Origin of the sequence: Streptomyces sp. NBC_01257, from assembly GCF_035917255.1 — a bacterium.
Taxonomy (GTDB): domain Bacteria; phylum Actinomycetota; class Actinomycetes; order Streptomycetales; family Streptomycetaceae; genus Streptomyces.
The window spans coordinates 2,516,419-2,528,065 of the sequence record NZ_CP108472.1 but is presented as its reverse complement, the minus strand read 5'-3'; the positions used below and the strand labels follow the sequence as shown (position 1 = coordinate 2,528,065).

Sequence of the window (11,647 nt, the reverse complement as noted above, 5' to 3'; positions counted from 1 at the left end):
GAACGTGGACACCAAGAAGAAGGTCGTCGTCTTCGACTACGGCTTCGGCAACGTGCGGTCCGCCGAACGCGCCCTCGCCCATGTCGGCGCCGACGTCGAGATCACCCGCGACTTCGACACGGCGATGAACGCCGACGGGCTGCTGGTGCCCGGCGTCGGAGCGTTCTCCGCCTGCATGGAGGGCCTGAGGAAGGCCCGCGGCGAATGGATCATCGGCCGCAGGCTCTCCGGCGGCCGCCCCGTCATGGGCATCTGCGTCGGTATGCAGATCCTCTTCGAGCGCGGCATCGAGCACGGCGTGGAGACCGAGGGGCTCGACGAGTGGCCCGGCACGGTCGGCCCGCTCAAGGCCGACGTCGTCCCGCACATGGGCTGGAACACCGTCGAGTCCCCCGGGGACTCCCGGCTGTTCGCCGGACTCGACCCCGAGGCCCGGTACTACTTCGTGCACTCCTACGCGGCGCACGACTGGTCCCTCGAAGTCACCAACGCCAAGATCCGCGCCCCCAAGGTCACTTGGGCCACGCACGGCGAACGGTTCGTGGCGGCCGTGGAGAACGGCGCGCTGTGGGCCACCCAGTTCCACCCCGAGAAGTCCGGCGATGCCGGCGCCCAGCTGCTGACCAACTGGATCGAGACGCTGTAATGCCGAAGCTTGAACTGCTTCCCGCCGTAGACGTCCGCGACGGCCAGGCGGTCCGCCTGGTGCACGGGGAGTCCGGCTCCGAGACCTCCTACGGCTCCCCGCTGGAGGCCGCACTCGCCTGGCAGCGCTCCGGCGCCGAGTGGCTGCACCTCGTCGACCTGGACGCCGCCTTCGGCACCGGTGACAACCGCGCCCTCATCGCCGAGGTCGCCGGCGCCATGGACATCAAGGTCGAGCTCTCCGGCGGCATCCGCGACGACGCCTCGCTCGCCGCCGCCCTCGCCACCGGCTGCCGCCGCGTCAACCTCGGCACCGCCGCCCTGGAGACCCCGGAGTGGGTCGCCAAGGTCATCGCCGAGCACGGCGACAAGATCGCGGTCGGCCTCGACGTCCGCGGCACCACGCTGCGCGGCCGCGGCTGGACCCGCGACGGCGGCGACCTCTACGAGACGCTCGCCCGCCTCGACTCCGAGGGCTGCGCCCGCTACGTCGTCACCGACATCGCCAAGGACGGCACGCTCCAGGGCCCCAACCTGGAGCTCCTGAAGAACGTCTGCGCCGCCACCGACAAGCCCGTCGTCGCCTCCGGCGGCGTCTCCTCGCTCGACGACCTGCGGGCCATCTCCTCGCTCGTCCCGGCGGGCGTCGAGGGCGCGATCGTCGGCAAGGCGCTGTACGCGAAGGCGTTCACGCTCGAAGAGGCCCTGGAGGCGGTCTCCGTATGACGGACTCCGTACGCCGGATCTCCTCCGGCGCCCCCTGGGAGGAGAAGTTCGGTTACTCCCGCGCCGTCGAACTGCCGAACGGGCTGGTGCTGGTGGCCGGCTGCACGTCGGTGGTGGGCGGCGCGATCTCGGCCGGCGGTCCCTACGAGCAGACCGTCACCTCCTTCCAGGTCGCCTTCGAGGCGCTGAAGGAGCTCGGCCTCGGCCGCGAGGACGTCGTCCGTACCCGGATGTACGTCACGCACGCCCGGGACACCGACGAGGTCGGCCGCGCCCACAAGGAGCTGTTCGACGCGGTGCGTCCCGCGTCCTCCATGCTCATCGTGTCCGGTCTCGTCGACCCGAGCCTGGTCGTCGAGGTCGAGGTCGAGGCCTACCGGGCAGGTGCGCGATGACGCTCGCGGTCCGTGTCATCCCCTGCCTCGACGTCGACAAGGGCCGGGTCGTCAAGGGCGTCAACTTCCAGAACCTGCGCGACGCCGGTGACCCCGTCGAGATGGCGAAGCTGTACGACGCCGAGGGCGCCGACGAGCTGACCTTCCTCGACATCACCGCGTCCAGCGGCGACCGGGAGACGACCTACGACGTGGTGCGCCGCACCGCCGAGCAGGTCTTCATCCCGCTCACCGTCGGCGGCGGTGTCCGCACCCCCGACGACGTCGACAAGCTGCTGCGGGCCGGCGCCGACAAGGTCGGCGTCAACACCGCGGCCATCGCCCGGCCGGAGCTGATCCGGGAGATCGCCGAACGCTTCGGCCGCCAGGTGCTCGTCCTGTCCGTGGACGCCCGCCGCACCCCGGCGGGCACCTTCGAGGTCACCACGCACGGCGGCCGCAAGGGCACCGGCATCGACGCCGTCGAATGGGCGCACCGGGCAGCCGAACTCGGCGCGGGCGAGATCCTGCTCAACTCGATGGACGCCGACGGCACCAAGGACGGCTACGACACCGAGATGATCGCCGCCGTCCGCAAGCACGTGAGCGTGCCCGTCATCGCCTCCGGCGGCGCGGGCCGGCTCGCGGACTTCGCCCCGGCCATCGACGCCGGGGCCGACGCGGTCCTCGCCGCGTCCGTCTTCCACTTCGGCGATCTGCGGATCTCCGAGGTCAAGGGCGCTCTGCGGGAGGCCGGTCACCCGGTCCGCTGAGGACGCGCGGGCGGAGGACCGGTGAAGTTGCCGATGTGCGCCGCCGGGGTGCACCGCCAGAGTGGCGACCGCCAGAGAACAACGGCGGTTCCACGCGGTGCACCCCGAGCGACCCCGGTGTCAGGTGACGGGGGCTCGGCCCCTGCCCGGCGTGGCTCCCGCCACGACCGAGAGGATCCCCCCTCGTGCAGCACCTCCCCTCCGGCGACATCTCCCCGCGCCACCGGATGTCCAAGAGCCGCTCCCGCGTCGTCAAGGGCCTGCTGGCCGCAGCCGTCGCCACCGCGGGCCTGTGCACCGCGCTGATCCCCGGCGCCCAGGCCGCCGACAACCCCTACGAGCGCGGCCCGGCCCCCAGCAACACGAGCATCGAGGCGAGCCGCGGCTCGTACGCGGTCTCGCAGACCAGCGTCTCCTCGCTGAGCGTCAGCGGCTTCGGCGGCGGCACCATCTACTACCCGACGTCCACGACGGACGGCACCTTCGGCGCGGTCGCCATCTCGCCCGGCTTCACCGCCTACCAGTCCAGCATCGCCTGGCTCGGACCGCGGCTCGCCTCGCAGGGCTTCGTCGTCTTCACCATCGACACCAACACCACGCTGGACCAGCCCGACAGCCGCGGCCGTCAGCTCCTGGCCGCGCTGGACTACCTGACGAAGACCAGTTCGGTGCGGACCCGGATCGACACCTCCCGGCTCGGTGTCATGGGCCACTCCATGGGCGGCGGCGGCACCCTGGAGGCCGCGAAGAGCCGTACCTCGCTGAAGGCGGCGATCCCGCTGACCGGCTGGAACCTCGACACCACCTGGCCCGAGGTCCGCACCCCCACCCTGATCTTCGGCGCGGACGGCGACACCATCGCCCCCGTCGCCACGCACTCGGAGCCCTTCTACCAGTCGCTGCCGAGCACCCTGGACAAGGCGTACGTGGAACTGCGCGGGGCCACGCACTTCACCCCGAACTCCTCCAACACCACGATCGCGAAGTACAGCATTTCGTGGCTGAAGCGCTTCATCGACAACGACACCCGCTACGAGCAGTTCCTGTGCCCGCTGCCGGCGGTGAGCCTGACGGTCGCCGAGTCGCGGGGCAACTGCCCGCACACCTCCTAGTCCCTGACGCCCGATGAGGGCCGGACCGCGCACAGCGGTCCGGCCCTTCGGCATGGGGCCCGCCCCGGGACGTTCAGTCGTCCTCGGTGAGGAACCCGGCGACGGAGGCGGCGAATCCGGGGTCCCGGACGACTGTCAGATGGTCGCCGGGCAGCACCTCCAGCCGCGCCCCGGGGATGGCGTCGGCCAGCACTGCGGGCCGTACGGCCAGCGGATCGGCCGCACCGGCGAGCACCAGCACCGGTATCCGGATGCGGTCCAGCGGCAGCGGGCCCCGGTGCACCGAGCGGATCTGCGCGGCCAGGGCCGGCCGGTCGGCACCCGTCGTGTCGGCCAGGACCCGGAAGGCCCGCGTGCGTTCGGGGGCGTCGGCCGCGTCATCGGCCGTCAGCGCCGCCGCCACCAGCTCCGGCGGCATGACCCGGGTGTCCAGCCCGCCGACCTCCACCGCACCCGCGCCGATCCCGCCGACCACCAGCCGGGTGATCCGCTCGTCGGCGGCCGCCGCGAGCAGCGCCACGACCGCGCCCATCGAGTAACCCGCCAGATGGACCTCACCGGCGCCCGTGCGGTCGATCAGCCGCCGGACGTCCCGGGCCATCAGCGCCTCGCCGTACAGCGCGTCGTCATGCGGCTTGTCCGAGGCGCCGTGGCCCCGGGCGTCGGGCGCGATGACCTGACGGCCCCGCGACACCAGCGCCTCCACCACACCCGGACCCTCCCAGTTCAGCCGGGCGTCGGCGGCGAAACCGTGCAGCAGGATCACCGGGGGCAGACCGGACCCGGGACCCCGGGACCAAGACCAGTAACGCAGCGTCAGACCGTCGTCCGTACGGAATTCATCTGTCATGGCACGACGCTACGGGCGGCGCCCCCGCGACCGGGTCCGCACTGTGCCGGTGCACAGCCAAGTCCCGCCCGCCTTGGGACGGCGCCCCGCAACGGGCCCGGGGCGGGGCGCGGGCGGACGCACACCTTCCGACGTTGTTTACGCGGAAGTAACGTGCCGGTCGTGACTCCATCGACGACCGTGCACAGTCCGCTCCGGCTGTACGGCCGCAGCGGTGAACTCGCCATCCTGGACACCCTCCTGGGGCGGCTGCGGCACGGTGACGGCGGCGCGCTGGTCCTGACCGCGCTGCCCGGCTTCGGCCGCACCGCGCTCCTGGACAGGGCCGTGGCCGCGCACCGGGAGCGGCGCACCGGCCCCGTGCTGTCCGCCACCGCCGCTCCCGCCGAGCGGCGACTGCCGTACAGCGGGCTGCACGCCCTGCTCTGTTCCGCGCCCGGCCCGCTCCCGCTGTCGCCCGACCGGGTGCTGCGCGACGGCATCACCGCCACCGAACTGCTCGTCCTGCTGCGTGAACTCGGCGCGGAACGTCCGCTGTTGGTGTCGGTGGACGACGCGCACGGCTGGGATCAGGAATCGCGCGCCGCCCTCGTCTTCGCCGCCCGCAGACTCGGCGCGGGCAGCCGGGTCGCGGTGGTGATCGGTGCCGGGGACGAGACGAGCTTCGCGGGGCTGCCCGCGCTGCGGCTCGGCCCCCTCGACGACGATGCGGCGGCGGCGCTCCTGGACCGGATCACCGAGGCCGCCGGCGCCGCGGACCAGGTCGACCCGGTGGTCCGCGGCGAGTTGCTGCGGGAGGCGGCCGGCAACCCCCGGCTGCTCGCCGGACTCGCCGCCCGGCTCACCCCCGACCACCTGGCCGGCCGCATCGCGCTGCCCTGGCCGCTGCCCGGTGCGGAGGACGTCCTGGACGCCCACGCGGCCCGCCTCGACGGGCTGCCCCCGGACACCCGCACCCTCCTGTTGCTCGCGGCCGCGGCGCAGGAGCACGAGCCGGAGGGCGCCGGCACCGATGGTGCGCTCCTGCTCCGCGCCGCCGTATCGGCCGGCCTCGGTCCCGCCGCGCTCGACCTCGCGCTGCTCACCCCGTCCGGGACCGCGGGCGCGCTCCAACGGGCGGGGGAGCGCGTCCACTTCAGCCATCCCCTGGTGCGCCGGGCGGTCCTGCACCGCGCCTCCCCGCAGCGCCGCCGCGCGGTGCACGGCCTGCTCGCCACCTTGCTGACGCCGGTTCAGGCACTGCCTCCCGCACATCCCCATCCGCTTCCGTTTCCCTCTCCGCGGCGCCCGGCGTCCGGGCCCGCCCTGCTGCCCGCGCTCGTCCAGCGGGCCTGCGCCGCGGCGGGGCCCGATGACGCGCTGGCCGACGCGCTGGAGGCGGCGGCCGTGGCGCCGCGGCAGCATGCCGAACGGGCGGCCGCACTCGCCCGCGCCGCCGGGCTCTCCACCGACGAGGCGGTGCGGGCCGCCCGGTACGCGGCGGCGGCCGAGCACACCCGGCTGGCGGGCGACGCCGGGAGGGCCCGTGCACTGCTGGCACGGGTCGGCGCGCGCCCCGCGCACGACGGCGCCCACCTGGTGCGCGGCCTGCTCGCCCTGCGCGACGGACCGGCGACCGACGCTCACGAGGCCCTCCTCACCGCCGCCGCGCTGCTCGCCCCGCACGACCCGCGGCGCGCCCTGGACGCCCGCCTCGGCGCGGCCGAGGCCGCCTGGGCGATGGGCGACGCCCTCGCGTACCTCGACGCCCTGACCCGTATCCCGGCCTCCGCGGCCGATCCGGCCCTCGTGCAGTACCGCGACGGCATGTGCGCCGTGCTGCGCGGACGCGTCGCCGAAGGGCAGGCGCTGCTGCGCCGCTGCGTCGAATCCACCGGCCGGGCGCACGACCCCGCCGTCCTGCTGCGCGGCGGGGTGGCGGCCCTGGTGGTGGGCGATGTCGACGGGGCGTGCCGCTCAGGGGCCCGGGCCCTGGCCGCCGTCCGGGCCGCCGGGCCAGAGGCGCTGCTGCCGCAGGCGCTGGAGCACCTGGCGTACGCCGAGCTCCGGGCCGGCCGCCATGCCCGCGCCCGCGCCCACGCGCTGGAGGGTCTGCACGCCGCCCGGCGTACCGGGCAGCCCAACACCGCATCCCACCTGCACGCCGTGCTCGCGCTCGCCGCCTCCGTCGAGGACGGCACCGAGGCCTGCGCCACCCACGCGGACGCGGCCCTGGCCGGGGCGGGACCGCACGGCCTCGCGCAGGCCGCGACCCTCGCCTCCTGGGCGCTCGCCCGCGCGGACCTGGCGGCGGGGCGCTCCGGCGAGGCTGCGGCCCGCCTCGACCCGCTCGTCAGGCCCGGCCCCCGGCGGGGGCACTTCGCCACCCGGATGCTCGCCGTTCCCTGCTACGTCGAGGCGTCCGTCCTGGCCGGGCGGGCGGACCGGGGCAGGGGAGGGGACCCGGTGGCCGACGCCGTCGCGGAGTTCGCCGTCTGGACCACCCGGACCACCGACCCCCAGGCCCCCGCCCAGCTGGCCCGCTGCCGGGCCCTGCTGGCGGCACCGGCCGACGCGGCCGGACGGTACGAGGAGGCGCTCGCCCACCACGACCGCGCGGGCGGCGACTTCGAGCACGCCCGCACCCAGCTGCTGTACGGGGCCTGGCTGCGCCGGCGCCGCCGCACCCGGGAGGCCAGGGGTCCGCTGCGGGACGCCCTGGTCGCCTTCGAACGGTGCGGCGCACGCGCCTGGGAGGACAGGGCGAGCGGTGAACTGCGTGCCGCGGGCGAGGCCGTGGAGGCGCCGGCCGCGGCCGGCGGACCCGATCCGCTGGCCGTGCTGACCCCGCAGCAGCAGCGGATCGCCCGGTGCGTCGCCGAGGGGGCCACCAACCGTGAGGTGGCGCTGCGGCTCTCGGTGAGCACGCGGACCGTCGACCACCACCTGCGCAATGTCTTCGCCGCGCTCGGCGTGCGGTCGAGAACGGAGCTGGCCAGGGTGCTGGGCAGGTAGGAACCGCCGGGCGGCCTCAGGGGTCCGGCGCCGGGGGCCGGGCCGGGAGGTTGCAGGACCGTGATGAGAAGAACGCCGCAGACCCCTAGGTACCGACTGGGCGGTATGCCATTCTGCGGGCGTCAGGATGATTCGGTGTGCTCATGCCCAATGCCGGGCTGGGCGAACCGGAGCCGGCCGATTTCCGGAGCCGGCCGAATCCCGGTGGAGGCCGCCATGCCGCAGGTCGTACGTTCACGGGTCAGGGCGCTGCACGGGCCGCCACCCGTCGCGCCGATGCCGCGCCGCTTCCGTTCACTGGCCGATCGCGAGGCCGTCGCCGTACTGCACCGGGCCGCCCGGGTGCTGGTCGAGGCGCTGCCCGAGCTGACGGACCGGCTGGTCGAGGCGTTGCGCGAGCAGGAACCCGCCTACCGCTCGGCGATCGAGGCCGACGCGGCGGACATCTGGCAGGAGGTGCACCACTCGCTGCGGCACAACGTCCAGTCGCTGATCCAGCCCCGCGAGTTCCGGGACGCCGCCCACCGCACCTCCCGGCGTATCGGTGAGGTCAGGGCCGAGCAGGGTCTGCCGCTCGACGCGGTCCTGCACGCCTTCCGGATGGGCGGTGCGATGGTCTGGCAGGACCTCGTGGACGAGACCGCGCGCCGCCACCCCGAGGACATCCGGCTGCTGGTGCATGTCGCGGCGGACGTCTGGAACTTCGTGGACGAGCACTGCGGCGTCGTCGCCGACGCCTACCGGCAGACGGAGCGCCGGCTGGTCTGGCGGCGGGAGAACCGCCAGCGCCTGATGACTGCGGCGCTGCTGGACGGCACCGCGCAGATCGCCGAACTGCCGGACGCCGCGGCGATGCTGGGGCTGCCGGAGCAGGGCAGGTACGCGGTGCTCGCGGTCGCCACCGCCCGCCGCGCCCCGCACGGCACCACGCACCCTCCGATGACGCTGCCCGCCGGCACGGACGCGCTCTGGCACCCGGGACCGGAGGCGGAGTTCGCGATCGTCCCGCTGACCTGGGGCGAGGGGGCGGCCGAGGCCGCCGCACCGGTCGCCGACACGGCCGGCACCGCGTCGGCCGGGGGGAGCGAAGGGCCCGAGGCGCCGGCCGGCGCGGTCGACGGGGACGCGGAACTGGCGGCGTTGGCCGCCGGCCTGTCCGTCCCGCCGGGCGCGCGGGTCGGGATCAGCTCCGCCGTCGAAGGACTGGCGGCGGTCGGGGACGCCCGCCGGCTCGCCGAGACCGCGCTGCGGGCCTGCCCGGCCGGCGGCGGCGTCGTCCTGCTCGACGAGCAGCTGCCCGCGGCCCTGGTCGTCTCGTCCCCGGGACTCGGCTCCGCGCTCGCCGCCCGGGTCCTGGGTCCGCTGGACCGGCTGGACCCCGCCGACCGCGACGTGCTGATCGAGACGCTCACGGCATGGCTCGACTCGGACGGTTCGGCGCAGCGCGCGGGAGCCCGTCTCTACTGCCACCGCAACACCGTCCTGAACCGGCTGCGCCGGTTCGAGCAGCTGACCGGCCGCTGCCTGACCCGCCCGTCCGACGCGGTCGAGGTCTCCCTCGCCCTGGCGGCAAGGCGCCTGCTCACGGACTGAGACCGCGGACGAGGGCGCCTGGCACGCGGACTGGGAACGCGGGCCGAGAGCACGGACCGGGAACGGGGGAGCGCACGCGCGGCCGGCGCGTGTGCTCCCGCACAGTCCTCCTCGCCACCCGCTGTACGCGCGCAGCGCACCCGCCCCGCCCGCTGTACGCGGATCCGGGCACCTGATGCCGTAACCGGCATGCCTCCCGTGCCCCCGGAATCCCGCGCGCTCCACGCACCCCGCGCGCTCACGAACGCCCCCGCACCCGCCGCTCCCTGCGCCCCGGCCCCGGGAGCGCGCCGGTGAGCGGCGGCTTCGACGCCCGGTCGCTGGCCGTCGTCGTCTTCCTCGGCTTCGTCGCCGTGTCGCTGCTGCTGTGCGGGCTGGCGGCCGCGGACCAGGACGACCCGGAGCACTTCTACGCGGGCGGCGGCTCCGCCCTCGGTCCGGCCGGGAGCGGACTGGCCATCGCCGGCGACTACATCTCGGCCGCCACCCTGCTCTCCACGACCGGCTCGGTCGCGCTCGCCGGCTTCGACGGCATCCTCTTCGCCCTCGCCACGGTCGCGTCCCTGGTCCTGGTCATGCGGATCCTGGCCGAACCGATGCGCCGCAAGGGCGTGTTCACCCTCGGCGACTTCCTCGCGGACCGGCTCGGCGACCCGACCGTACGCCGCGCCCTGGGGATCACCACCCTGGTCGTCCTGACGCCCCTGCTGCTGGTGCAACTCGCCACCGCGGGGCGGGTGATGACCTCGATGTTCGGGCTGCCGGACGGCGCGCTCACCAGCTGCACCGTCGCCAGCGGCGCCCTGATGGTCTGCTACTCCGCCGTCGGCGGCATGCGCGGCACCGGCTACATCCAGATCGTCAAGGTCGCGGTGGTGCTGGCCGCGGTGACCCTGCTGGCCGGCCTGGTGCTCGCCCGCTACGGCTGGAACCCGTTCGCCCTGTTCGACGCCGCCCGGCAGGGCAGCGGGGCCGGCGGCGCGTACGCCCGCCCAGGTCTGCAGTTCGGCCACACCCTCTCCGGCACCCTGGACCTGCTCGGCTTCCAGCTCACCCTGGTCCTCGGCGCCGCCTGCATGCCGCACATCATGATGCGGCTGCACCCCATGCGCGACAGCTGGACCGTGCGCCGCGCCACCGTCTGGGCGGCGGCCCCGGTGGCCTTCCTGTGCGCCGGTGTCGTCGTGGTCGGCCTCGGCGCGGCCGCCCTGCTCGGCCACAAGGTCATCCAGGCCGCGGACCCGGCGGGCGGCACGGCGCTGCTGCTGGTGACCGGCGCGCTCGACCCGGGTGCCGGCGGGCCGCGCGAGTCCCTGCTGTTCGCGTTCGTGGCCTGCGCGGTGTTCGCCACCACGCTGGCCGCCGTGGCCGGCATCACCCTGGCCGCCGCCTCGTCCCTGGCCCGCGACTTCGCGGCGAAGGCCCGGGCCCGTACGGCCGCCCGCTCCGACCGGTCCGCCGGGCGCGAGATCCTCCGCGCCCGGCTGGCCGTCGTGCTGGTCGGCGCGCTCTCCGTCTACGTGTCGACGTACACCCACGAGCGCAATCCGCAGGTGCTGCTCTCGCTCTCCTTCGCGGCCGCCGCCTCCGTGCTCCCGCCGGTCCTCCTGTACGCACTGTTCCGGCCGGGCTTCGACGCGCGCGGGGTGCGCTGGACGGTCTACGGCACGCTGCCGCTGATCGCGGTCCTGATGGTGTTCTCGCCCGCGTTCTCCGGCACCCCCATCGCGCTGTTCCCGTCCCGCGACTTCCACTGGTTCCCGCTCCAGACGCCGGGCCTGATCACGATCCCGGCCGGGTTCCTCCTGGGGTACCTGGGGTCCCGTACCGGGCGGCGGGAGCGGCCGGCGGCAGAGGGCTCGGCCCGTCGTGCAACTTTTATTGCGCAATAGATATTGCGCAAGTTTTCTTTCCTATCTACCGTGGAGGGCATGGCAAGCAACGAATCACGCCGGGTGTCCGACCTCGGCACGCTCAAGGCGTTCGGGCACCCCCTGCGGATGAAGCTCTACCGCGCGCTCTACATCGCCCGGCAGGCCACCGCCTCCCAGCTCGCCGAGCAGGTCGACGAGCAGGTCTCGCTCGTCAGCTACCACCTGCGCAAGCTCGCCGACCACGGCCTGATCGAGGAGGCCGACCGGGAGGGCAGGGACGGCCGCGAGCGCTGGTGGCAGGCCGCGTCGAAGGGGCTGCGCTTCCACGACGAGGACTTCAGCGACGCGCCGGAGAAGGCCGCCACCCACACCGCGGTCAGCCGGCTCTCGTTCGACCAGCACGTCGAGATGTACCGCCGCTTCCTCGACGCGTACCGCACCTGGACGGCGAAGTGGCGCAAGGCCTCCTACACCTCGGAGTACCTGGCCCGGCTGACCCCCGACGAGCTCTCCGCGCTCGAACGCGAACTGCACGCGGTCATCAACCGGTACGAGGAGCAGGGCCGCACCCGTGACGAGGCGGGCGACACGGAGGACCGCGAGAACGTCGCGCTGCACCTGTACGGCTTCCCGTTCCGGACCTGACCGTTCCGGACCTGACCGCCCCGGACCCGGACCGTTCCTGACCGTTTCAGCCCGACCCCGG

General features: G+C 74.5%; 10 protein-coding genes. 9 read left to right on the top strand and 1 reads right to left on the bottom strand.

Annotated elements, in window-relative coordinates:
* Positions 1 to 4: 4 nt before the first annotated feature.
* The 5 genes from hisH to bdeA all read left to right on the top strand — a co-directional run bounded on the left by hisH (position 5) and on the right by bdeA (position 3,630).
* Positions 5 to 646 (top strand): imidazole glycerol phosphate synthase subunit HisH, encoded by a 642-nt coding sequence (gene hisH / locus OG408_RS10630; protein WP_285565336.1) that lies wholly within the window; start codon positions 5 to 7, stop codon positions 644 to 646.
* A complete protein-coding gene (priA, locus tag OG408_RS10625; protein WP_266777668.1) occupies positions 646 to 1,371 on the top strand; it encodes a bifunctional 1-(5-phosphoribosyl)-5-((5-phosphoribosylamino)methylideneamino)imidazole-4-carboxamide isomerase/phosphoribosylanthranilate isomerase PriA in 726 nt (241 codons plus the stop codon). Before hisH ends, priA begins: the two co-directional genes overlap by 1 nt.
* The gene (locus OG408_RS10620; protein ID WP_266777666.1) at positions 1,368 to 1,766 is read left to right on the top strand and encodes a RidA family protein; all 399 of its coding nucleotides are present in this window, start codon (positions 1,368 to 1,370) and stop codon (positions 1,764 to 1,766) included. The genes priA and OG408_RS10620 overlap by 4 nt, the downstream gene beginning before the upstream one ends.
* On the top strand, positions 1,763 to 2,518 hold the full coding sequence (hisF, locus tag OG408_RS10615) for an imidazole glycerol phosphate synthase subunit HisF (protein ID WP_219570706.1): 756 nt from the start codon (positions 1,763 to 1,765) through the stop codon (positions 2,516 to 2,518). Before OG408_RS10620 ends, hisF begins: the two co-directional genes overlap by 4 nt.
* 227 nt (positions 2,519 to 2,745) lie before the next feature.
* Positions 2,746 to 3,630: a bis(hydroxyethyl) terephthalate hydrolase gene (gene bdeA / locus OG408_RS10610; RefSeq protein ID WP_266786084.1), complete on the top strand. Its 885-nt coding sequence runs from the start codon at positions 2,746 to 2,748 to the stop codon at positions 3,628 to 3,630.
* Positions 3,631 to 3,703: 73 nt separating this feature from the next.
* Here the strand turns inward: bdeA and OG408_RS10605 are convergent, their stop codons facing one another.
* Positions 3,704 to 4,480 (bottom strand): alpha/beta fold hydrolase, encoded by a 777-nt coding sequence (locus OG408_RS10605; protein ID WP_266777662.1) that lies wholly within the window; start codon positions 4,478 to 4,480, stop codon positions 3,704 to 3,706.
* Between the two features lie 162 nt (positions 4,481 to 4,642).
* On the opposite strand from OG408_RS10605, the gene OG408_RS10600 reads away from it, so the two are divergent.
* The 4 genes from OG408_RS10600 to OG408_RS10585 all read left to right on the top strand — a co-directional run bounded on the left by OG408_RS10600 (position 4,643) and on the right by OG408_RS10585 (position 11,586).
* Positions 4,643 to 7,474 carry a helix-turn-helix transcriptional regulator gene (locus OG408_RS10600; protein ID WP_326669541.1) on the top strand — a complete coding sequence of 944 codons (2,832 nt, stop codon included), beginning with the start codon at positions 4,643 to 4,645 and terminating at the stop codon, positions 7,472 to 7,474.
* Between the two features lie 216 nt (positions 7,475 to 7,690).
* On the top strand, positions 7,691 to 9,067 hold the full coding sequence (locus OG408_RS10595) for a helix-turn-helix domain-containing protein (RefSeq protein ID WP_326669540.1): 1,377 nt from the start codon (positions 7,691 to 7,693) through the stop codon (positions 9,065 to 9,067).
* Positions 9,068 to 9,360: 293 nt separating this feature from the next.
* Positions 9,361 to 10,959, top strand: a complete 1,599-nt coding sequence (locus OG408_RS10590) for a sodium/solute symporter (RefSeq protein WP_266777656.1) — start codon at positions 9,361 to 9,363, stop codon at positions 10,957 to 10,959.
* Between the two features lie 39 nt (positions 10,960 to 10,998).
* Entirely contained in the window at positions 10,999 to 11,586 is a 588-nt protein-coding gene (locus OG408_RS10585; RefSeq protein WP_326669537.1) for an ArsR/SmtB family transcription factor, read from the top strand.
* Positions 11,587 to 11,647 lie beyond the last annotated feature (61 nt).

Excerpts from the sequence above, each read along its gene's own strand:
- priA (WP_266777668.1), top strand. The coding sequence starts at position 646 with ATGCCGAAGCTTGAACTGCTTCCCGCCGTAGACGTCCGCGACGGCCAG.
- OG408_RS10620 (WP_266777666.1), top strand. The coding sequence starts at position 1,368 with ATGACGGACTCCGTACGCCGGATCTCCTCCGGCGCCCCCTGGGAGGAG.
- hisF (WP_219570706.1), top strand. The coding sequence starts at position 1,763 with ATGACGCTCGCGGTCCGTGTCATCCCCTGCCTCGACGTCGACAAGGGC.
- bdeA (WP_266786084.1), top strand. The coding sequence starts at position 2,746 with ATGTCCAAGAGCCGCTCCCGCGTCGTCAAGGGCCTGCTGGCCGCAGCC.
- OG408_RS10605 (WP_266777662.1), bottom strand. The coding sequence starts at position 4,480 with ATGACAGATGAATTCCGTACGGACGACGGTCTGACGCTGCGTTACTGG.
- OG408_RS10595 (WP_326669540.1), top strand. The coding sequence starts at position 7,691 with ATGCCGCAGGTCGTACGTTCACGGGTCAGGGCGCTGCACGGGCCGCCA.
- OG408_RS10585 (WP_326669537.1), top strand. The coding sequence starts at position 10,999 with ATGGCAAGCAACGAATCACGCCGGGTGTCCGACCTCGGCACGCTCAAG.